This window comes from Nonomuraea polychroma (assembly GCF_004011505.1).
Taxonomy (GTDB): domain Bacteria; phylum Actinomycetota; class Actinomycetes; order Streptosporangiales; family Streptosporangiaceae; genus Nonomuraea; species Nonomuraea polychroma.
This window is the reverse complement of the sequence record NZ_SAUN01000001.1, coordinates 835004-856666: the sequence shown is the minus strand read 5'-3', so window position 1 is coordinate 856666 and position 21663 is coordinate 835004. Positions and strand designations below refer to the sequence as shown.

Genomic DNA, 21663 nt, shown 5'->3' with positions numbered 1-21663 from the left:
CCGCGGCGGCGATTTGTGACACTCAGGCGAAGCGTTCGACCGTGACCGGGATCAGCCCCTGCTCCCGGATGGCCTCCCGGTGGTGGTGGAGCAGCGCGCCGAGCAGGGCGAGCGGCCCCGCGCCGAGCCGTACGGTCACGTCCACGCACCACGCGATGCCCGCGCCGATGCGGCGCAGCTCCCAGCTGAAGCCGTGACCGCCCGCGCTGCCGGACGCCTTGCCCACCACGCGGGGGTCGCCGGTCGGCTCCAGCCGCAGCGCCGCCTGCGCCTTCGCCAGCCCGTCCGCGCCCAGTTCGCCGGCGAACAGGATGCGGTAACGCCGTGCCTTGGCCGGCCCGGTGCCCAGGTGGAGCGGCGCGGAGGCAGGCAGCTGCTGGCGGCGCTGGAAGAACTCGCGCAGCCGATCCTCCTCGGGAAACTCGCCGCCGCCGAGGTAGGCGTAGGCGTCCCCGGCACGCCGCCGGCCCACCGGCACGACCCGCGCGCGCAGGGCGCCGTTGGACCGGATGAGGCGGCTCACCTCCGGGGCCGCCAGCCACTCGCCCGTCTCCGATCCCCATTCGGCGCTGTCGATGCCGGCCGCGGTGAAGTCCTCGCAGAGCACGAACTCCTCCACCAGGACTCCCGCCGGTGACCGGTCATGTGCCGAGGTGGAGATCAGGTAGTAGTCCATTCCCCGCATGATCCCGGGCCCGGGAACGCCGGATCAAGCTCACGCGCCGGTGCGCCGGCTCTCCGGCGGGCCGAGATGGCTGGGCAGCACACCGCCGGTGTCCGCCACGATGCGCTGCAGCACGACGGTCGGGTCGACCATCCAGAACTTCAGCGTGTGCCAACCGGGCTCCGTGATCGGGTGGGTGGTCGTGGTGACGTTGACGTTCTCGGAGGTGTTGCGCTCCCACTGGCGGTTCATGGTGGTGTCGTTGGCGCCGGTTCCCCTGGGCCACCCGGGCGAGTTGCCGTCATGGCGGTGGGCGGTCAATGCCCGGCGGACGCGGATCGTTTCATCCCGAATACGGTCTCCCGCGAACTAGATGTGCACGACGGTTGTCGAACACATATGGGCGGTCCCGGTGAGAGCCGGGACCACGATGTCAGGGGAGTCGCACCGGGGGCGGTGCGCTAGGGGGATCAATGAACATCGGTGCCGGCTCGCGCCGACGGGCGGCGGCGAGGCTGCTCGCCACGGCCGTCCTGACCACGGCGGCATGCGTCACCGGCCAACTGACGGCCGGCAGTGGAACGGTCCAAGCGGCGGTCCGGCCCGGCTTCACGGACGCCGGTGTCCCCAGGGCGTCACAAGCGGGCAAGGACGCCGGTGTCCCCAGGGCGTCACAAGCGGGCAAGGACGGCGGCGTCCCGGGCGCGTCGCGGGTGGGCGCTGATCTGGCGGCGACCTGGCCGAAGGCGTCGCAGGCGCTGCTCGAGCCGCTGATCGCCGGGGCTCAGGACGCGTGGGGCCGTCCGGTCGACTGCCGCCGCGCCAAGTGCGTGGCGCTCACCTTCGACGACGGGCCCGGCCTGTACACGGACGCGCTGCTGCGCCACCTGAAGGCCCACCGCGCCCGGGCCACGTTCTTCGTCGTGGGACAGAATGTCGCCGCGTACCCCGCCGTCCTGCGCCGCACGGTCGCGGCAGGTCACGAGATCGGCGGCCACACCTGGTCGCACGCCGACCTGACCCGGCTGCCGGCTGCCGCGGTCCGCTCCGAGTTCGCCCGGACCGACCACGCGATCAAGGCGGTGACGGGGCTCGTGCCGCGCATCATCCGGCCGCCGTACGGGGCGCTCAACGGGTCCGTGCGCATGCAGACCACGCGGCCGATGGTGATGTGGAGCGTGGACACCCTGGACTGGCTGCACCGCGACAGCGCCAAGGTCACCAAGAAGGCCCTGAAGTCGGTGCGGCCCGGCAGCATCGTGCTCTTCCACGACATCCACCCCACGACGGTGCAGGCCATGCCGCGAATTCTGACGACCCTGTCCGCGCGCGGCTATTCGTTCGTCACCGTCAGCCAGCTGTTCGGCGGCAAACCGCCGCGCCTGGTCTACAGCGGCGCCTCCAGCATGCTCTGAGCCTGCTCATCCGGAGGACGTCCGGACCAGCAGCAACGCGTCCTCGCCGGACGCCGCGCCCCACACCTCGCCGGGGCGGCCGTGGATCTGGCGTACCCCCGCGGCCTCGCCGTTCGCGGGGGTGAAGCGCTCGGTGGCGGGGTCGAAGCTGATCAGCCGGTCGCTGCCGAAGTCGCTCCGGTCGGAGCTGACCTGCTCGGGCGCCATGTACCCAGGCGTGCCGAACGCCCCGGACTGGGTGACCGCGTGGTCGAGCGCCCGCGAGATGCCGAAGTCGATCACGACCGGTCCCTCAGGGCCCAGGATGACGTTGCCGGGCTTGAAGTCGCGGTGCACGACTCCGGCACGGTGGATGGCGGCCAGGGCGGTCGCGGTCGCGACCGCCAGCCGATCCAGCCCGCCGCCGGTGCGCGGCCCGTCCTGCCTGACCACGCGGTCGAGGGAGTCGCCGCGCACGTACTCGCTCACGATGTACGGCCGGTCGTCGTGCATCCCCATGTCGAGGACCCTGGCGGTGCAGAACGGCGCCACCCGGCGCGCCAGCTCCACCTGCCTGAAGAACCTGCGGCGTTCCTCGGCGTCCTCTGACATGCGGGCATGCAGCACCTTGACCGCGACCTCGTCGCCGGACGGGCTCAGGCCGCGATACACCGTGCCCTGGCCACCGTCGCCGAGAAAACCGGTGAGCCGGTAGCCGGAGATCTGCCCGAGATCGGGCTGTGGACGCGACAATGCCCACCTTCTTCATGTCAGCAGGGACCTCAGCACTGGATACTACGATCGAGAGTGGATACCTGGATTACCCGAAAAGGCGAAATAACTGGTCGCAGGATGGCTTTCCCGACGGGCATCATCAGAAGTCATTCCCTGTTGTCCGATCATTCAGGTTTTTGAGGAGTCATGCCGTGACCCATGGTGTCCGTCTGATCCGCTGCCCCGACCTCGCCCAGACCGTGGAGTACGCGTACGCCGCCGCGGCCGACGCGCCCGTGCGGGCCATCTGGGCGGCGGGGGCGTGCCCGCTGGACGCCGACGGCACGACCGTCGCCGTGGGCGACGTCGCCGGGCAGGCCCGCCAGGTGATGCGGAACCTCGACACGGCGCTCGCCGGCGCGGGCGCCGCGCTCACCGACCTGGTCAAGACCACTGTGTACGTCGCCTCGTCCCGGCGTGAGGACCTGGTCGAGGCGTGGAAGGTCTACCGTGATCACATGGGCGCCCACGACGTGCCGAGCACGCTGCTCGGGGTCGCCGCGCTCGGTTACCCGGACCAGCTCGTCGAGGTCGAGGCGGTCGCGCTGATCACCGCACCGGAGTAGTCACGGCACCACCCCCGGCGCTGATCATCGCACCGGAGTAGTCACGGCACCACCCCCGGCGCTGGTCATCGCACCGGAGTAGTCCTGGCACCACTCCCAGGACGGGTCGCAGCGCCATGGAGATCCGGCCGTGTGGCGGCGAGGCCTCCCCCCTCTCCCCCAAGAGGAGACCCTTGTGGTGACGTGCCGGAAACGCGGCCGGCCGTCGCGGGCATCCGGAGAGGTGCCCGCGACGGCCGGTCCGGCGTCAGGCCAGCAGGGCCGCCACTGCCAGCGCGGGCTCCGGGTGCTCGGCCAGCAGCGCGCGGGCCGCCTGGTGCTCGGCCCCGGCGGCCGCGGGTGCCTGCCATTCGCCCTCGCACCCCAGCAGCGCCGCCACCGCATCGCAGGTCGCTGGATGGCCCAGGAGCAGCTCGGTCACCGGCCCCGGCGCCACGGTCGCGGAGGCCGCCTTGGGCGGTGCGGGCCGTGCGGACCACGGCGGCGTCCAGGCGTCCACGGCGGCCAGGCTGCCGGGGAAGGTCCGCCCGGCCTCGCGGACGAGCGCCGGCATCAGCTCGCCCGCCTGATCCCGCAACGTCGTGATCAGCTTGGGCATCCACGGCAGCAGCACGTTGTCCGGCAACCGCCCGAACGCCTTGGAGATCACCTCGACCACGAAGCCGGACAGCGCGGGAACCGGCTCCATGGCCTGCACGAACCCCATGATGTACTGCGGGAACGACGGCACGACCAGCGGGTTGGCCAGCAGCTCGTCGCACCGGGCCCGCAGCTCGGCCTGCGTCAGCAGCCCGAGCTGGGTACGCGCGGCCCACAACACCGCCACCTTGGCCGGCGACTCGGGATGCGACTGCCGCACGGCCAGCTCCAGCTGCGCCCGGTCGCAGCCGAGCGCCAGCGCCAGGCTCTCCATCGAGAACAGGAACCCCAGCATGGCGGCCACCTGCCGCACGCCGGTGTCGTCGTCCACGAACGCCGTGGGCAGCAGGGTGCAGTAATGCGCGTAACCAGCGGTCGCGAACTCCTCGCACCAGGCCGGCAGCGCCGGCTCGCTCGCGCGGTAGTAGGCCATCAGCCGCCTGATCCTGCGCAGCACCTCGGGCGCGTCGTCCACGCTCCGCTCGCTCGCCAGCAGCTCCACGGCCCGCGCCCCGAGCTCGTCGGCGAACCGCTTGCTGCCCAGGTAGAGGACGGCGTCCTCGACCGCCGCGAGCGCGACGGCCGCCGTCGCCTTGGGATCCCAGACCTTGCGCCGCAGCCGCTGCTCCAGCACCTGCTCGATGGTGACGCCCTCGTAGCCGAGCTCGATGATGGAGCGCTGGTGCTTGCCGAAGGACAGGTCCCAGCTCTCCTGGATCGACCGCTCCCCCAGCCGCCGCTCCCCCATGATGGGCCGGACCGCGTCGTGCGGCAGCAGGTACCGCAGCATCCACAGCAGGTCGGAGCAGGGCACCAGCTCGGGCTCGGCGTTGAGGTCGAGCAGGGCCCGCTGGATCGTACGTTTCGACAGGTCCAGGCCGAGCGGTTCGAGCCGGTCGTAGACGTTCCTGGCCAGCGGCGGCAGGGCGTCGTAGCCGACCTCGCCGACGCGGTCGCCGCCGAGCAGGATCTCGCAGAGCCGCCGCACGTCCCTGCGGCCCGGCACGACGTCCTTCTCGATGCAGGTGACGGCCGCGTCCTGGAAGTCGTACGGGGTGGGCCTGGCCCGGTTGCGCATGCCCGCGAGCAGGATCGACGTCTCGAACACGGCGATCGCGTCGGCGGTGCTGGCCAGGTAGCCGTTGCGGCGGGCCAGCCGGACGATGTCGACGCACCAGCCGAGCAGCTCGGACTGGTCCAGCTCGTCCAGCGCGGGCGGCCGCGACAGGAACCCGGTCAGCTTGTCCGCCGGTGCGATCTCCGCCTTGGGCCGAGCTCCGGCGGGCAGCTTGGAAACCCGCTTGCGCGTGCCCTTCTGCCCGGCCAGCTGGAACGGGGTCAGGCCGCTGCGGGCCACCGCCTTGGCCCACGTCGCCGCCGCGATCGACACCGACCCCGAGGCGAGGCCGAACTGGGCCTCGATGGCCGAGTGGCTGGACGGGATGAGGCCGTACAGCCACTTGGTGTCCGTGCGCGGGGTGATCTCGAAGGGGGCGGTGGAGCGCAGGCCGAACTGCTCGACGTGGCTGGCGGCGTGGAAGGCGCCGCACACGTACAGGCAGTCGGCCGGGTCGGCGCCCGATGCGGACAGATGCTCGCGCATCCTGGTCCACATGTAACGCTCACGGTCCTCGTCCACGGCCTGCCGCCGCCCGTCGCGGTCGAGTCGGCGGAACAGGCTGCCGATCAGCACCATGACCTGGCGGTAGGTGTCGTAGTCCGCGCCGGACAGCGGCTGCTCGACGTATTGGTCCCACCATTCCGACCAGTGCCGCACCTTGCCGTGGTGCAGCAGGTGCTCCTCCAGCTCGGCGAAGCGGGGGCGCAGGTCGCCGATCTCGACGCCGACCGCGTCGCCGTGCAGGCCCGCGTCCTCCTCCTTGGGCGCGTACGGGGGATCTTCCTCCTTCGGCGCCCACTGGAAGACGTGATCAGTCGAGCGGTCCACGAGGACCAGTTCCACGCCCGGCGTTTCGAGCGCGTACGAGATGGCCTGGTATTCGGCCGACGCCTCCGTGATGGGCGCCACCACGCTGAGCGGCGCCCACGACTTCGGGAAGCCGTCGAGGTCGGTCGCGAACGCCTGCACCGCCACCGGCAGCCGGCAGTTGCGCAGCTCGGTCAGCAGCGGCTGCAGGTCCTCGCACAACTCCAGGTAGATGACCTTCGGCTGCTTCTCACGCAACCGCCGCACCATCGCCAGCGCCGAGGCCGGCGAGTGGTGGCAGACCGGGAAGATCTCCAGCTCCTCGCGTAACGCCCGGTCGACGTCGTCCACCATCCCCGACAGGATGCCCGACACGGTGTCGCCGCCGAACTCCCGCGCGGCCTGGCTGAGCTGCTCCCGCAGCGGGTCGAACGTGCTCATGACAGGGTGGAGATGGCCTCGCGGCCGCCCTCGAGAAACTCCTGCCACGGCCCGCCGCTGTTCTTGCTGCGGGGCTCGACGACGCCGTGCCAGTACTTGTTCAGGATCGCCAGGTCCTCGGGGCTGCGCCGCGCCAGCGACCCGACCAGCGATCCTGCCAGCGTCTGCGCGCGCAGCACCCGGTCGCCGAAGAAGTGGCTGTGCAGGATCGCGTCCTCCAGCACGCCGATCTGCTCGGCCGTCGACAGCGCCGACTCCAGCCGCTCGTCGTCGCTGGTGGCCGAGGCGGCGGCGGAGCGCAGGTCGGCGAAGCTCTGCAGCAGGATGTCCAGCAGCGTCGGCGGCAGGTCCAGCTCGATCTGGTGCCTGCGCAGCAGCTCCTCGGTACGGAAGCGGACGATCTCCGCCTCGCTCTTCTTGTTCGTCACCACCGGGATGCGCACGAAGTTGAAGCGGCGCTTGAGCGCCGACGACAGGTCGTTGACGCCTCGGTCGCGGCTGTTGGCGGTGGCGATGATGGAGAAACCGGGCTGGGCGAAGACGATGTTGTCGTCGTCGAGCTCGGGGATCGAGACGTACTTCTCGGACAGGATCGAGATGAGAGCGTCCTGCACGTCGCTGGTCGAGCGGGTCAGCTCCTCGAAGCGGCCGATCACGCCGTTCTCCATCGCCGTCATGATGGGCGAGGGGATCATGGAGTCGCGGGACTGGCCCTTGGCGATGACCATGGACACGTTCCACGAGTATTTGATGTGGTCCTCGGTCGTGCCGGCGGTGCCCTGCGCGACGAGCGTGGAGTTGCGGCAGATGGCCGCGGACAGCAGCTCGGCCAGCCAGCTCTTGCCGGTGCCCGGGTCGCCGATCAGCAGCAGGCCCCGGTCCGAGGCCAGGGTCACGATGCTGCGCTCGACGAAGCTGCGGTCGCCGAACCACTTCTGCGGGATCTCCCTGTCGAGCCCGTCGGAGCGTTCGGAGCCGAGGATGAACAGCCGGATCATGCGGGGGCTCAGCCGCCAGGTGAACGGCTTGGGGCCGTCGTCGACCGACTCCAGATAGTCGAGCTCCTCGGCGTACTTCACCTCTGCGGGGGCGCGCAGCATATCGTCACTCATTCCAGGTTCTCCTAGGTGAGGAAGTTCTTGAGCTCGAAGACGAGCTTGCGGATGTGGCCCGAGATCACCGGGGTGCCCAGGTCCTTGAGCTTCTGGCGATACCAGGAGTCCACGCTCTGATAGCCGGAGCTGTTGACCGAGCCGACGGGGATGAACTTCACCCCCGAGCGGTGCACCGCCTCGAAGTCGTTGATCAGGGACCGGTTGTCGTAGAAGTCGGAGATCCACACCATCACGGTGTTACGCGGATCGGAGATCTTCGGCCTGGCCAGCGCCATCGCGGCCGTGCCGTCGGTGCCGCCGCCGAGCGTGGTGCGCAGCAGCACCTCGAACGGGTCGTGCACCCACGGGGTCAGGTCGAGCGCCCGGGTGTCGTACGCGATCAGGTGCACGTCCACCTTGGGCAGGCCCGCGAAGATCGACGCGAGGATGGTGCAGTTGACCATCGCGTCCACCATCGACCCCGACTGGTCGACGACCACGATCATCCGGGCCGGGGTGGTGCGGCGGGCGGTCTGCTTGTAGTAAAGCCGGTCCACGTAGAGCCGCTGGTCCTCGGGGCTCCAGTTGGTGAGGTTCTTCCAGATGGTGCGCTCGATGTCGAGGTTGCGGAAGACCCGTTTCGGCGGCACCGACCGGTCGATCGTGCCCACGCTGGCCTTCTCGACCTGCGTACGCAGCACTTCGGCGACCTCGTCCACGAACTTGCGGATCAGCGCCTTGGCGTTGGCCAGCGCCACGCCCGACAGGTTGTGCTTGTCGTGCAGGAGCTGCTCGATGAGCGACATGCTGGGCGTGAGCTGCCTGGCCAGGGCCGGGTCGGCGAGCACCTCGCGCAGGTGCATGCGCTTGACCAGGTCGCCCTCGATGTTGGCGAGGACGGCGGCGACCTCCTCGTCGCCCGGGCTGTGGCGCAGCCCGCCCGGCTCGCAGCCCATGCCCTTCTCGAACCAGCCCGCGTCCTGCTTCCAGCGCTCCAGCTGGGCCGCGGTGACGTTGCCTCCGCCACCGGTCGAGAAGACGTTGAGCAGCAGCTTGGAGACCAGGGCGGCGCGGCGTACCTCGTCGCCCGCCTCATGCTCCTTCTCCGCCATCAGGTCCTGGAACTCGGCGCCGAGCTCGGGGAAACGCTGCACGAGGGTGTCGACCGAGACGCCCGGGTCGAGCAGCGCGGGCGGCAGGCCGAGGTCGCCGACGATGGCCACGCTGGCGGTCTCCAGCGCAGGCTGCTCGTCGGCGGCGAACAGCCGCGACAACAGGCGCCAATAGAGCACCTGCCGCCGGGTCATGTCAGCGGTCTGCCCGGTGTCGGGCTGGAGGGCGTTGTCGTCCGTGATCTCGGTCATTTGCGCAGCAGCCGTCCTGCCCGCTCGCGCAGCACCGCGACCGCGTCACCGGACTTGGCCTCGGCCTTGACCACCTTGGGGTCGGTGGGGCCCATCGCCCAGTCGCCGGCGTGCACGGCGACGGGCTTCTTCTTGACCGTGGCCTGCACCGCGATCGGCTGCAGCAGCCACCGCCCGCCGTCCCAGCGCAGCAGCCCGAGACACGCGGAGGACGCCGCCACCAGCTCCGGCGTGAGGGGCGTGCACCGCGGCAGCCGGTCCAGGTCGAGCGCGAGTGTGTTGCCGGCGCCCAGCTCCAGCGTCTCCCCGTCGACCGTGTAGCCCTCGATGAAGACCGGCTCGGCGATTCTGACGGGATGGCGGTCGAGTGGCGGGACCGGCGCCGCGACGGCCGCGCCGAGCTGGACGCGGGCGGTCGCGAACGGGTCGGTCTCCTCGCCCGCGCGGGCCCGGTCGTCGTGCCACACCAGGTCGCCGCCGGCCAGCAGCGGCATGTCCGTGATCTCCAGGCTGCGGTGCTCGGCCAGCGCGCCCAGCAGCACCGGGTGGCCGCTCATCAGCCGCCACACGGCCGGGCCGACGATCGTGTCGACCTTCGCCGCGGCGACGCTCGTGCGTACGAGCCGCGCGGGCGCGCCCGCGGCCGGCTCGAGGATGCCGTGGACCTGGACGCGTACGACCGTGGCGTGCTCGTGCACGTCGGCGCCGAGGATCAGCAGCCGCCCCGACACCTGCTCGGCTCCGCCGTTCCAGGGTCCGGACTGCGACAGCAGCAGGGCCCGCGTCCACAGGTCGGCCCATCTGCGGGCGGGCACCCGCTCCATCGTGCTCACCGGGCACGACGCCCGCAGCTCCGCCGCCAGGCCGTCGAGCAGCACCGCGAGCCCGCGCAGCGCCGGCACGGCGAGCAGCGCCTCGATCGCCTGGTCGGAGGAGGAGACGACGTCGTGGTCGACTCCGCGCCAGCCCACGATGGCCAGCTCGCGCAGCCACACCCGGCACCCGGCGAGCAGATTGTCCGGCAGGTCGCCTGTCCCTGGCTTCGCCTCCCAGGGGGCTCGCGTCCGTCCGAGCGCCGCGTCGAGGCGGCCCAGCAGCGCATCGTGCACCGCCCCTGTCAACGCCGCCCGCCCACCGGCCAGCGCCGCCAGATGCTCATCGCCGATCGACCCGGCGACCACCTTCTCCACGGACTCGCCGAGGCGATCACCGAGCGGACTGGCCGCCAGCGCGCCGGCCAGCGCGCCCAGCGCCGCCGCCGGCTCCTCGCCGATCCGCGCGAACCCGTGCACGAGCGCGTCGTCGAAGCCCGCCACCAACCCGAGCGCCTCATCGATCCCGGCCGGCGCGCCACCGAGCAGCTCTCCAAGCTGTACGTCAAGCATCAGCCACCTCCGTGCCCGGGAACCGCATGCGTGTCATCAGCGCACCGCCCCCATCGCCGGGAACCAGTGCAGCTCGGCCAGCGGCTCGGTGCTGTCGGGCACCTCCAGGTAGGCCAGGTGGCGCAGGAACCGGCTGAACACCACGGCCGCCGGCGTGCGCTCGACCAGCCTGTTGAGGCTGTCTATCAGGTCGCCGTGCTCGGCCACCTCGACCCGCAGGTAGCGGGCCACCCGATCCATCCCGTACTGCAGGACCGCCTCGTCGGCCAGCATGCGTATGTGCTTGCACGCGTAGCCGTGCAGCGCTCCGCACGGCCGGTTGTTGTTGGTGCTGCAGCTCAGCGCATGGGTGCCGGCGGTGATCGACGAGACGTAGACCCGCTCGATGTCGGACCCGCTCGACACGACACCCTGGAGCCGGCCGTCGGCCAGCTCGACGAACGGCACCTTCGCCAGCTTGCGCGGCTCGACGGGCGGCACCACCCGCACCACGCTGCGTTGCTCCCACGCGGCTCTGTCCGCGTCCACGACCTCAGAACCTCCCGCCCCAGCCACTCCGCGCGCAGGCGGGAATGCCCGCACCTTCGGGAACGGCTGATCAATTGATCCGGGAACCTACCCGACCTCACTGACAGAACGGGGAGAAATTGATCAAACTGCCTGATGAATCGGCGCCGGCGCGCATTGTCGCCGGCACCCCACCCGCGGAGGACTGACCGACTAGGCCACGTGCTCCTTGATGGCCACGCTGGCCAGCGCGAGGAGCAGCTCCAGGTCGGGGGTGGCGTCCACGTGCACGGCCACCCAGGCCCGGTCCTGGCAGGCCTGCACCTGGTCGCACTCCCGCAGGTACGGCTGCAGCCGGTCGATCGCCGGGGCGGTCAGGCGGACCTGGACCTCGTCGTGGCCGGTCAGCCGCAGGATCTCGGTGCCGCGCACGGCGAACGTCAGGCCACGCCGGGTGTCGCTGACCGCCAGCGCGGGCCAAGACCGTAACTCGGCCACGGCGCGGGCCACGTAAGGTCCCCGCCGTTCAGCCGCCCGTCCACTGACGGTAATTCCAGCCACACCCCCATGCTGGGGTACGGGATACCTGTGCGTCACCGACCGTTCCGCAACCGTTATCAACGCTCAGCGGTGCACGATCAGCCACGTTGCGACGGCGGTCTCGGTGTCGGAGCGGTTGCCGATGATGTGCGGCCGGCTGCACGGGAAGGTGATCGAATCGCCCTTGGCGAGCGTGACGATCTCGGTCTCGAACTCGATCGTCAGCTCCCCGGCGGTGACCGTGCCCACCTCGTACCCCTCGTGTTTGAGGAACTGCCCGTGAGCGGTGGAGATCGCGTTCGGCGGGTAGGTCGACTCGAAGAACTCCACGTCCGGCGCCGGCACCGGCGATAACCTGCGGAACGTCACTCCCCCGCTGAGCTCGATCGGCGCGACCTCCCACGCCCGCCGGATGGCCAGGCCGGGCACGGCGGGGTCGGGTTTCGGATCCTCCGGCACGTCGAACACCGCCGCCAGCGGCACCCCTATGGCAGTGACGTAGGCGATGAGCCTGCTCACCGAGGGCCGCATCGTGCCGCGTTCGATCTGGGACACGGCGCTGGGCGAGATGCTCATCTCCCGCGCCACGGCGCGGAGCGACTTGCCCGACTCGGTGCGTAGTTCGCGGAGCCGCTGACCGAGTAGCTCGTTGCTGACCGCTTCCAGCCCGGTACGGCTCTCCATGGCCTCCACACCATTTTTGTCACAAGGGATTTACATGGACGCAATTGACAACAGCGCGTGCAGTCATAGGTTAACGGCAAGTGTTCAGTGATCACTTAACACTACGTCGAGGACCTACCCCCCAAGGATGCCGCAATGTCCGAACCCGCCGCATCGATCACCCAAACGCCACCCCCCGCCTACGACCCCCGCCTCACCAACGAAGACCTGGCGCCGCTGCGCAAGCAGACCTGGTCGTCGTACAACATCTTCGCCTTCTGGATGTCCGACGTGCACAGCGTCGGCGGCTACGTGACCGCGGGGAGCCTGTTCGCGCTCGGCCTCGCCAGCTGGCAGGTGCTGTTCGCGCTGCTGGCCGGCATCGTCATCGTGCAGATCTTCTGCAACCTGGTGGCCAAGCCGAGCCAGGTCACCGGCGTCCCTTACCCGGTGATCAACCGGGCCGTCTTCGGCGTGCTGGGCGCGAACATCCCCGCCATCGTGCGCGGATCGATCGCCATCGCCTGGTACGGCGTGCAGACGTACCTGGCCTCCCAGGCGCTCATCATCATCTTCCTCAAGTTCTGGCCGGCCACTGCCGCCCTGAACGAGCCGGCCTTCCTCGGCCTGTCCGTGCTCGGCTACATCTGCTACGCGATCCTGTGGGTCGCGCAGGCGGCGGTGTTCTGGCGCGGCATGGAGGCGATCAAGCGGTTCGTGGACTGGGCGGGGCCGGCGGTGTACGTGGTCATGGTGGTCCTGGCCATCTACCTGGTGAGCCAGGCGGGCTGGGAGAACATCAGCCTGGACCTGTCGCAGGGCGAAAGCCTCGGCTTCGCCGAGTCGATCCCGGTCATGCTCAGCGCGATCGCCCTGGTCGTGTCGTACTTCTCCGGGCCGATGCTGAACTTCGGCGACTTCTCCCGCTACGGTCGCTCGTTCGAGGCGGTCAAGCGAGGGAACTTCCTCGGCCTGCCCGTCAACTTCCTGTTCTTCTCCATCCTGACGGTGATCACGGCGTCGGCCACCGTGCCGGTCTTCGGCGAGCTCATCACCGACCCCATCCACACGGTGGAGCGCATCGACACGCCGTTCGCGATCCTGCTCGGCGGCCTCACGTTCGTGATCGCGACCGTGGGCATCAACATCGTGGCCAACTTCATCTCCCCGGCCTTCGACTTCTCGAACGTGAGCCCGCAGAAGATCAGCTGGCGCACCGGCGGCATGATCGCGGCGGTCGGCTCGGTGGTGCTCACGCCCTGGAACTGGTACAGCAACCCCGACGCCATCCACTACACGCTGGGCCTGCTCGGCGCGCTCATCGGGCCGCTGTTCGGCATCCTGATCGCCGGCTACTACATCTGCGCGCGGCAGCGGCTGGACGTGGACGCCATGTTCACGATGGACCAGTCCGGCCGGTACTGGTTCAGCAAGGGCTACAACCCCAACGCGATCTGGGCCACCGTCGCCGCCGGCGTGCCCGCCATCGCCGCCGCGATCGTGCCGAAGATGCTCATCGACCTGGGCGTCACGACCGGTGGCATGGCCTGGATCGCCGACTACAGCTGGTTCATCGGCTGCGGGCTCGGCTACGTGGCGATGGTCGCCCTGGAGCGGCGCTCGCCCCGGATCATCCCGGCCGCATGACCCACATCAAGATCATCAACCCGAACACCGCCCTGGCCATGACCGCGTCCATCGGGCGCTGCGCCAGGGCGGTGGCGGCTCGGGGGACCGTCGTGACGGCTGTCAGCCCGAGCATGGGGCCGGAGTCGATCGAGAGCCACTACGACGAGGCGCTGGCCGTTCCGGGGCTGCTGACGGAGATCGCGGCGGGTGAGCGCGAGGGGGTGGACGGGTACGTCATCGCCTGCTTCGGCGATCCCGGCCTGGACGCGGCCCGCGAGCTGGCCACCGGGCCCGTCGTCGGGATCGCGGAGGCCGCCATGCACGCCGCCACGCTGGTCGGGCGGAGCTTCAGCGTGGTGACGACCCTGTCCAGGACCGCCGGCAGGGCATGGGACCTCGCCCACCGCTACGGCTTCGCCGCCGCCTGCCGCGGCGTGCACGCCTGCGACATCCCGGTCCTGGACCTCGACCGCGACCCGGCCGCGCGCAAGACCGTGACCGAACTGTGCGTCGACGCCGTCGAGCGCGACCGGTGCGACGTGGTCGTGCTGGGCTGCGCGGGCATGGCCGACTTCGCCGCCGAGGTGGCGGACGAGACGGGAGTCCCGGTGATCGACGGGGTGACCGCCGCGACCAAGCTCGTGGAGTCGCTGGTCGCGCTGGGGCTGCGGACGAGCAAGCGCGGCGAGTACGCCACACCCCCACCGAAGCGTTACTCGGGTTTGCTCAGCGACTTCACATATTGACGCCCATCGCCGGTAAGGGTTAACGTCGTCTCATAATTTAAAGGAAACTTTCCTAATAGTTTCCTTGGCATCCCACCCCCTGTACACCCCCCAACCGGATGTCGGAGCATCATGAGACACAAGGTCCTTGCCTGCCTGGCGGCCTTAGCGCTGCCCCTCACGGCCGTGGTCATCGCCCCGCCCGCCGCCTACGGTGTCGCCGTCTTCGCCGATTGGGCGCCGTGGACGGCGTACTCGGCCGGCACGCGCGTGACGTACAACGGCGTCGAGTACGAATGCGTCCAGTCGCACACCTCCCAGCCCGGCTGGGAGCCGCCGAACGTACCGGCCCTGTGGAAGCAGACGACCGGCGGCGGCAGCGACACCACCGCCCCGAGCGTGCCCGGCAACCTCCGCTCGACCGGCGTCACCAGCACCAGCGTCGCCCTGGCCTGGAACGCCTCCACCGACAACGTCGCCGTCACCGGCTACGAGGTCTACCGCGGCAGCACGCTGATCGCCACCGTCACCGGCACCACCCACACCGACACCGGCCTGACCGCCGCCACGGCCTACACCTACACCGTCCGCGCCCGCGACGCCGCCGGCAACCGCTCCGCCGCGAGCAGCCCCGTCACCGCCACCACCACGGGCGGCGGCGGCGACACCACGGCGCCCAGCGTGCCCGGCAGCCTCCGCTCGACGGGCGTCACCAGTAACAGCGTCTCCCTGGCCTGGAACGCCTCCACCGACAACGTCGCCGTCACCGGCTACGAGATCTACCGCGGTGGCACCCTCATCACCACCGTCACCGGCACCACCCACACCGACACCGGCCTGAGCGCGAACACCGCCTACAGCTACACCGTCCGCGCCCGCGACGCCGCCGGCAACCGCTCCGCCAACAGCAACGCCGTCACGGCCACGACCACGGGCGGCAGCGGAGGCGGCGGCGACAAGGTGCTCGGATACTTCGTCCAGTGGGGCGTCTACCAGCGCGGTTACCACGTCAAGAACATCGACACGAGCGGCTCGGCCGCCAAGCTGACGCACATCAACTACGCCTTCGGCAACGTGCAGAACGGCCAGTGCACGATCGGCGACTCGTACGCCGACTACGACCGGTTCTACCAGGCGAGCGAGAGCGTGGACGGCGTCGCCGACACCTGGGACGCCGGCGCGCTGCGCGGCAGCTTCAACCAGCTCCGCAAGCTGAAGAAGAAGTACCCGAACCTGAAGGTGCTGTTCTCCTTCGGCGGCTGGACCTGGTCGGGCGGCTTCACCCAGGCCGCGCAGAACCCGGCCGCGTTCGCCGAGTCCTGCTACCGCCTCGTGGAGGACCCGCGCTGGGCCGACGTCTTCGACGGCATCGACATCGACTGGGAGTACCCGAACGCCTGCGGTCTGACCTGCGACTCCAGCGGCCCGGCCGCCTTCCGTAACCTCATGTCGGCGCTGCGCTCCCGCTTCGGCACCGGCAACCTCGTCACAGCCGCCATCACCGCCGACGGCACCAGCGGCGGCAAGATCGACGCGGCCGACTACGGCGGCGCCGCGCAGTACGTCGACTGGTACAACGTCATGACCTACGACTACTTCGGCGCCTGGGCGGCGCAGGGACCGACGGCCCCGCACTCGCCGCTCACCTCCTACACCGGCATCCCGATCGCCGGGTTCTACTCCGACAACGCGATCCAGAAGCTCAAGAGCAAGGGCGTGCCGGCGAGCAAGCTGCTGCTCGGCATCGGCTTCTACGGCCGCGGCTGGGCCGGCGTCACGCAGGCGGCGCCGGGCGGCACGGCCACCGGGCCGGCGCCGGGCACGTACGAGCAGGGCATCGAGGACTACAAGGTGCTCAAGACCCGCTGCCCGGCCACCGGCACGGTCGCGGGCACCGCGTACGCGTACTGCGGAGGCCAGTGGTGGAGTTACGACACCCCGGCCACCATCGGCGGCAAGATGACCTACTCGAAGAACCAGGGCCTCGGCGGCGCGTTCTTCTGGGAACTCAGCGGTGACACCGCCAACGCCGAACTGCTCACGGCCATGAGGAACGGCCTGGGCTGACCTTCATCAACGAATGGGGCCGACTCCACGGCGAGTCGGCCCTTTTCCTGTCGTCAACGCGCCAGCTCGCCCACCTGCTCGGGTGTCAGGGACACCGTCGAGGCCGCCAGGTTCTCCTCCAGATGGGCGATCGTCGAGGTGCCCGGGATCGCGAGCAGCACCGGCGAGTGGGCCAGCAGCCAGGCGAGGCTGACCTGTGCGGCGGTGGCCCCGACGGCCTTGGCGAGGTGTTCCACCGGACCACCGGGCGCCGCCAGCGCGCCCTTGGCGATGGGGCTGTAGGCGATGAACCCGATCCCCTGCTCCTCACAGTGCCGCAGCACGTCTTCGGAGAACCGGTTGGTGAGGTTGTAGCGGTTCTGCACGGTGACGATGTCGACGATGCCTCGTGCCCGCTCCAGCTCCTCGACGCTCACCTCCGACAGGCCGACGTTAGCGATCTTGCCCTCGTCCTGGAGCGCCTTGAGCTCGCCGACCTGCTCCTCCAGCGGCACCTGCGGGTCGATGCGGTGCAGCTGGAGCAGGTCGATCCGCTCCAGCCTGAGCCTGCGCAGGCTCATCTCGACCTCCTGCCGCAGGTACGCGGGCCGCCCCACGGCATGCCACTCACCCGGCCCCGTCCTGACGAACCCCGCCTTGGTCGCGATGAGCAGCCCCTCCGGGTACGGATGCAGCGCCTCCCGGATGAGCTCCTCGTTGACATACGGCCCGTAGGAGTCGGCGGTGTCGATGAGGTCCACGCCCAGCTCGACAACCCGGCGCAGCACGCGGATGGCCTCGTCGTGGTCGCGAGGCGGCCCCCAGACACCGGGTCCGGTGAGGCTCATGGCGCCGAAACCGAGCCGGTGGACGGTCTTGCCACCGATGGTGAACGTGCCGGTGAGCTGGAGCTCTATGGACATGTGGGGACACTCCGTCCGAACGTCGATGCCTGCTCTCTCACCGACATCGTGTCACTCACGCTGATGGCCGAACCTCACCGGCTTGGGGCCGCGGAGCCGGACCTCCGGGTCCGTCATCGCCTGGGGCTTGGCCGGGAGCTCGGCGGCCGGCTCGATCACCGGCTCGGCTCCCTCGGCCGCCGCGATCCTTCCCACGAGCCGCTGCCGGAGCTCGGCCGCCACCCCGGTGTGCGATGGAAGACCCGCCAGGTTGACGAGTTCGTGCGGGTCGTTCTCCAGGTCGTACAGGGCCTGCTCGCGATAGCGATCAGCGGACGGGTCGTCCCACGGGTGGGCGTCCTCGGCCACCGCATAGTACTTCCAGCGGGACGTACGAATGCCGCGCCCCACTTCAGACTCGCTGACCTGGAAGAAGACCTCATCAGGCCAGGAAGCCCGAGGGTCGCGGACCAGCGGCAGGAACGAGCGGCCCTGCATCTCCGCAGGCACGGGCAGTCCGGCGGCCTCCAGCAGCGTGGGCGGCAGGTCGATCGTGCTGACCGGCCGCGAGATCGCACCCCCTCCGTCGAAGCCGGGGCCGCGCAGCGCCAGCGGCACCCGCAGCGAGGCGTCGTGGCAGGAGCGTTTGTACTCGCCGTTGCGGGTCTTGAAGTGGTTGCCGTGGTCGGAGGTGTACGCCACGATCGTGTCGTCCAGCAGGTCCATGCTGCGGAGCGCGTCCAGCAGGCGCCCCAGCCCCTCGTCCAGGCGTTTCACCTGCCCGAGGTAGCCGCCCATGTGCTGGTGTGCGGTGCCGCCGAGCGCGGCGAGGTCCGGCGGCATCCAGGTGCCCTGGTAACGCTCCTCGTAGCCGTCGGGCGCCGGGTAGTTGTCCACCTCGTTCTGGTGGTGCGGCTCCAGGAACGACACGAACAGGTAGAACGGCTCGTCGTGGTGGTCGGCGACGAACCTGATGGCCGCGTCCACGAGCGCGTCTGAGCGGTAGCCGGGCAGCATGACGGGATCGTTCGCCTCGTCGAACACGACCGTGCGGTAGGCGTCGGAGGTGTGCTCGAGCGCGTTCGCCGCCAGCCACGACTGGTAGCCGCCCCGCTGGTCCGCCGGCACGGGCTCGCTGCCGCCCAGGTGCCACTTGCCGATGTAACCGGTGGCGTAGCCGGCCGCGCCGAAGTGGTGCGCCAGCGTGCGCTCCTCAGGCGGCAGGACGCGGCCGTTGCGGTGGACGCCGGTCGTGGTCGGGTAGCGGCCCGTCTGCAGGGCGGCGCGGGCTGGGGCGCACACCGGCTGGGGGGTGAGCGCGACCGTGGCATGGGTGCCCTGCCTGGCCATCCTGTCGAGGTTGGGGGTGAGCGGGCCGACGGTGTCCCACCGCTGCTGGTCGGTGAAGACGACGATCACGTTCGGACGCAAGAAAACGACTCCTAACTAACTAACGAAGGCCGGTCAGCGCGATGCCACGCACGAAGTATCGCTGGGTGAAGAGGAACAGCACGGCGGTGGGGACGAAAAGGATCACCGAGCCGGCTGCCGTCAGGTGCCACAGCGTGAAGTACTCCTGGTTGAACAGGGTGAGCCCGACCGGGATGGTGCGCATCTCGGGCGTCGTGGTGGCGACCAGCGGCCAGAGGAACTCGTTCCACTGGAAGACGAAGGTGAACAACCCCAGCACGGCCAGGGCGGGCCGCGTCTGCGGCAGGATGACGCTCCGGTAGATCCGCAGCTCCGAGGCGCCGTCGATGCGGGCCGCGTTGATCAGGTCGTCGGGGATGGGCTGGATGAACTGCCGCATGAGGAAGATCCCGAACGCGTCCATGAGGAACGGCGTGATCAGCCCCTGGTACGTGTTCAGCCACCCCATGTTGGCCATCAGCACGTACAGCGGGATCATCCGCACGAAGAACGGCACCATCAGCGTGGCCAGCAGCGCCACGAACAACGTGTTGCGCAGCGGGAAGCGGAACTTGGCGAACACGTACCCGACGAGCGGGTCGAACACCAGGTGGGCGAGGGTGATGGCGCCCGCAACGACGAGGCTGTTGACGATGAAGTTGCCGAACGGCGCGCGGGTGAACAGCTCCGCGTAGTTGCCCCACTGGGGCGAGTCCGGCACCAGCACCGCGTCCGCCGACAACGTCTCGGCCTCGGTCTGCAGCGACAGCGAGAGCATGTAGAGCAGCGGCACGATCGTGATGACGGAGGCCAGCACGAGCAGGGTGTAGAGCAGGGCTTTGCGCATCAGTAGGTGACCTCCCCGCGCCGCCCCGCCCGCAACTGGACCAGCGTGAACGCCACGATCACGATCAGCAGCAGCACCGACTGCGCCGAGGAGTAGCCGAAGTCCCTGGCGCGGAAGGCGACGTTGAAGATGTGGAAGACGGACAGGTCGGTGGCGTCGCCAGGACCGCCGTTGGTGATGATGTACGCCTGCCCGAACGCCTGCAGCCCCGAGATCACCGCCATCACCGACACGAACAACGTCGTGGGCGCCAGCAGCGGCAGCGTGATCCGCCAGAAGCGGTGCCAGGCATCCGCCCCGTCGATCTTGGCGGCCTCGTGGTAGGTCTCGGGGATGCCCTGCAGCCCGGCCAGGAACAACACCATCGTGTAGCCCACGTTCTGCCACAACGTGACGGCGGCGATCGTGAGCAGCGGCGCGGTGTTGAGCCACTGCTGCTCGGGCAGCCCGAGCGTGCCCAGCACCCGGTTGAGCACGCCGAGCTCGGGGTCCAGGATGTTGCGCCACAGCAGCCCGACGATCGCCACCGACGTCAGGTACGGCACCAGCAGCAGCACCCGGAACGCCACCCGCCCCTTGAGCGGCTGGTCCAGTGCGAGGGCCAGACCCAGCCCGAGCACGATCGACCCGATCACCACCAGCACCGAGAACGCCACCGTGATCAGGAACGAGTGCCGCACCGCCGGGTCGGCCAGCGCCTGGGTGTAGTTGCCGAGCCCGGTCCACTGGTCGGCCTGCGGACCGGTGCGGAAGCTGGTGGCCACCACGTTCCCGATCGGCAGGTAGAAGAAGGCCGCGAAGAACAGGATCGCCGGAGTGAGGAACAGGTAGGCGGTCCTGGCGTAGCGGCCCGACAACGTGCGGGGCCTCACTTCAGGAAGCCCTCGGCGGTCTCGGCGAACGTGGCCAGAGCGTCGGCGGCCGGCTTGTTCTGGATGAGCACCTGCTGGTACATGACCTTGAGCTGCTCCTCCCACTTGCCGAGCTCCCCGGTGAGCCGCACCTGCTGGGAGGAGTCCTTGGCGGTGGGCAGCGCGTCGGCGAAGACCTTGATGGCCTCGTTCGACTGCACCTCAGGCAGTTCCGTCCAGGAGACGCGCGGCATGAGCATGCCGGTCTCCTTGGTGGCGGCCTGCTCGACCTCGATGGCGGTGATGCGCTTGATGAAGTCCCACGACAGCTCGGGGCGGGAGGCCTTGGCGGGCACGAGCATGCTGACCCCGGCCGCCTGCGTGGCCTGAACCTTGTTCTTCAGCGGCGGGGCGATGCCCAGCTCGATGTCGGGGCTGGTCTTCCTGATCGGGTCCAGGTCCCACGGGCCGGTGAAGATCATGGCGGCGCGCTTGGCGGAGAACAACTTCTGCGGACCCGAGTAGTCGGTGCCCGACACCGGCACCGGGGCCACCTTGTGCTTGTGGATCAGGTCGGCCTGGAACTGCAGGGCGGCGACCGCGTCCTCCCTCGGCTCCATGATCTTGCGGGTCTGCGTGTCATAGGGGGTGACACCGGCCTGCACCATCCACGGCCACATGTAGGTGTGGTCCTGGTTGAGCGCGACGCCGTACACACCGTCCTTGGTCAGCTTCTGGGCGGCGGCGAGGAACTCCTCCCAGGTGGTGGGCACCTCCACCCCGGCCTCACGCAGCATCGCCTTGTTGTAGAGGAGCGTGTTGCACGTGAAGTGCAGCTGCACGCCGTAGACCTTGCCCTGGTACGAGTTGCGCTCGACGGTCACCGGCTGCCAGTCGGAGGGGAAGCCCATCGCCTGGCCGTCGCGGTCGACGAAGTCCTGCAGCGAGCGGGCGTTGCCGGAGATGGCGAACTCCTGCACCCACCCACCGGGCTCCTCCACCAGGTCCGGCACGGTCCCCGAGGCGAAGTCGGCCAGCAGCCTGGTGCGCAGGTCCGGCCACTGGTACTTCTGCAGGTTGACCTTGACCTTGTTGGCCTGCTCGAACTCGGCGATCACCTTGCGATAGGCCTGGTAGTCGTGGCCGGCGTTCCAGTAGACGGTGAACGTGCCGGGCGCGGCGGTGTTCTGCGCGGTCGGGGCGCCCGCGCAGGACGACAGGACCGGCACGGCGGCGGCGGCCCCGGCCAGGCGGAGCATGTCACGGCGGGAGAGACTGGGGGACATCTCGTATTT

At 69.8% G+C, this 21663-nt stretch carries 20 protein-coding genes; 5 read left to right on the top strand and 15 right to left on the bottom strand.

What is annotated here, in order from left to right:
• Nucleotides 1-22 precede the first annotated feature (22 nt).
• Nucleotides 23-676 carry a hypothetical protein gene (locus EDD27_RS03840; protein ID WP_127931100.1) on the bottom strand — a complete coding sequence of 218 codons (654 nt, stop codon included), beginning with the start codon at nt 674-676 and terminating at the stop codon, nt 23-25.
• 39 nt (nt 677-715) lie between these two features.
• The gene (locus EDD27_RS03835) at nt 716-985 is read right to left on the bottom strand and encodes a hypothetical protein (RefSeq protein ID WP_277750689.1); all 270 of its coding nucleotides are present in this window, start codon (nt 983-985) and stop codon (nt 716-718) included.
• A gap of 152 nt (nt 986-1137) precedes the next feature.
• Here EDD27_RS03835 and EDD27_RS03830 point away from each other — a divergent pair, with 152 nt between their 5' ends.
• Entirely contained in the window at nt 1138-2079 is a 942-nt protein-coding gene (locus EDD27_RS03830) for a polysaccharide deacetylase family protein (protein ID WP_127931099.1), read from the top strand.
• A gap of 6 nt (nt 2080-2085) precedes the next feature.
• Here the strand turns inward: EDD27_RS03830 and EDD27_RS03825 are convergent, their stop codons facing one another.
• Complete coding sequence (locus tag EDD27_RS03825) at nt 2086-2811, bottom strand: serine/threonine-protein kinase (RefSeq protein ID WP_127931098.1); 726 nt, start codon at nt 2809-2811, stop codon at nt 2086-2088.
• Between the two features lie 173 nt (nt 2812-2984).
• On the opposite strand from EDD27_RS03825, the gene EDD27_RS03820 reads away from it, so the two are divergent.
• Nucleotides 2985-3398: a RidA family protein gene (locus tag EDD27_RS03820; RefSeq protein WP_241563850.1), complete on the top strand. Its 414-nt coding sequence runs from the start codon at nt 2985-2987 to the stop codon at nt 3396-3398.
• A 247-nt stretch (nt 3399-3645) separates the two neighbouring features.
• Here the strand turns inward: EDD27_RS03820 and EDD27_RS03815 are convergent, their stop codons facing one another.
• The 7 genes from EDD27_RS03815 to EDD27_RS03785 all read right to left on the bottom strand — a co-directional run bounded on the left by EDD27_RS03815 (nt 3646) and on the right by EDD27_RS03785 (nt 11979).
• Nucleotides 3646-6405, bottom strand: a complete 2760-nt coding sequence (locus EDD27_RS03815; RefSeq protein WP_127931097.1) for a DUF5682 family protein — start codon at nt 6403-6405, stop codon at nt 3646-3648.
• Entirely contained in the window at nt 6402-7517 is a 1116-nt protein-coding gene (locus EDD27_RS03810) for an ATP-binding protein (protein ID WP_127931096.1), read from the bottom strand. The genes EDD27_RS03815 and EDD27_RS03810 overlap by 4 nt, the downstream gene beginning before the upstream one ends.
• A gap of 11 nt (nt 7518-7528) precedes the next feature.
• On the bottom strand, nt 7529-8863 hold the full coding sequence (locus tag EDD27_RS03805; protein ID WP_127931095.1) for a VWA domain-containing protein: 1335 nt from the start codon (nt 8861-8863) through the stop codon (nt 7529-7531).
• On the bottom strand, nt 8860-10248 hold the full coding sequence (locus tag EDD27_RS03800; protein WP_127931094.1) for a hypothetical protein: 1389 nt from the start codon (nt 10246-10248) through the stop codon (nt 8860-8862). The genes EDD27_RS03805 and EDD27_RS03800 overlap by 4 nt, the downstream gene beginning before the upstream one ends.
• A gap of 36 nt (nt 10249-10284) precedes the next feature.
• Complete coding sequence (locus EDD27_RS03795) at nt 10285-10776, bottom strand: hypothetical protein (protein WP_206641226.1); 492 nt, start codon at nt 10774-10776, stop codon at nt 10285-10287.
• Between the two features lie 192 nt (nt 10777-10968).
• Nucleotides 10969-11265 (bottom strand): luciferase domain-containing protein, encoded by a 297-nt coding sequence (locus EDD27_RS03790; RefSeq protein ID WP_127931092.1) that lies wholly within the window; start codon nt 11263-11265, stop codon nt 10969-10971.
• A 114-nt stretch (nt 11266-11379) separates the two neighbouring features.
• Entirely contained in the window at nt 11380-11979 is a 600-nt protein-coding gene (locus EDD27_RS03785; RefSeq protein WP_127931091.1) for a helix-turn-helix domain-containing protein, read from the bottom strand.
• A gap of 135 nt (nt 11980-12114) precedes the next feature.
• Here EDD27_RS03785 and EDD27_RS03780 point away from each other — a divergent pair, with 135 nt between their 5' ends.
• From EDD27_RS03780 to EDD27_RS55290, 3 genes are all read left to right on the top strand, one after another.
• Nucleotides 12115-13605, top strand: coding sequence for an NCS1 family nucleobase:cation symporter-1 (locus EDD27_RS03780; protein ID WP_127931090.1), 1491 nt, complete (start codon nt 12115-12117; stop codon nt 13603-13605).
• A complete protein-coding gene (locus tag EDD27_RS03775; protein WP_127931089.1) occupies nt 13602-14333 on the top strand; it encodes an aspartate/glutamate racemase family protein in 732 nt (243 codons plus the stop codon). The genes EDD27_RS03780 and EDD27_RS03775 overlap by 4 nt, the downstream gene beginning before the upstream one ends.
• 111 nt (nt 14334-14444) lie before the next feature.
• Entirely contained in the window at nt 14445-16379 is a 1935-nt protein-coding gene (locus EDD27_RS55290; RefSeq protein WP_127931088.1) for a glycosyl hydrolase family 18 protein, read from the top strand.
• 53 nt (nt 16380-16432) lie between these two features.
• On the opposite strand, the gene EDD27_RS03765 is transcribed toward EDD27_RS55290, so the two are convergent.
• The 5 genes from EDD27_RS03765 to EDD27_RS03745 are packed head-to-tail and all read right to left on the bottom strand — an operon-like array spanning nt 16433 to nt 21654.
• Nucleotides 16433-17281: an aldo/keto reductase gene (locus tag EDD27_RS03765; RefSeq protein WP_127931087.1), complete on the bottom strand. Its 849-nt coding sequence runs from the start codon at nt 17279-17281 to the stop codon at nt 16433-16435.
• Between the two features lie 51 nt (nt 17282-17332).
• On the bottom strand, nt 17333-18691 hold the full coding sequence (locus EDD27_RS03760; protein ID WP_206641225.1) for a sulfatase family protein: 1359 nt from the start codon (nt 18689-18691) through the stop codon (nt 17333-17335).
• 19 nt (nt 18692-18710) lie between these two features.
• The gene (locus EDD27_RS03755; RefSeq protein ID WP_127931086.1) at nt 18711-19517 is read right to left on the bottom strand and encodes a carbohydrate ABC transporter permease; all 807 of its coding nucleotides are present in this window, start codon (nt 19515-19517) and stop codon (nt 18711-18713) included.
• Entirely contained in the window at nt 19517-20389 is an 873-nt protein-coding gene (locus EDD27_RS03750; protein WP_206641224.1) for a carbohydrate ABC transporter permease, read from the bottom strand. Before EDD27_RS03750 ends, EDD27_RS03755 begins: the two co-directional genes overlap by 1 nt.
• Nucleotides 20386-21654 (bottom strand): sugar ABC transporter substrate-binding protein, encoded by a 1269-nt coding sequence (locus EDD27_RS03745; protein ID WP_127931085.1) that lies wholly within the window; start codon nt 21652-21654, stop codon nt 20386-20388. The genes EDD27_RS03750 and EDD27_RS03745 overlap by 4 nt, the downstream gene beginning before the upstream one ends.
• Between the last annotated feature and the right edge of the window lie 9 nt (nt 21655-21663).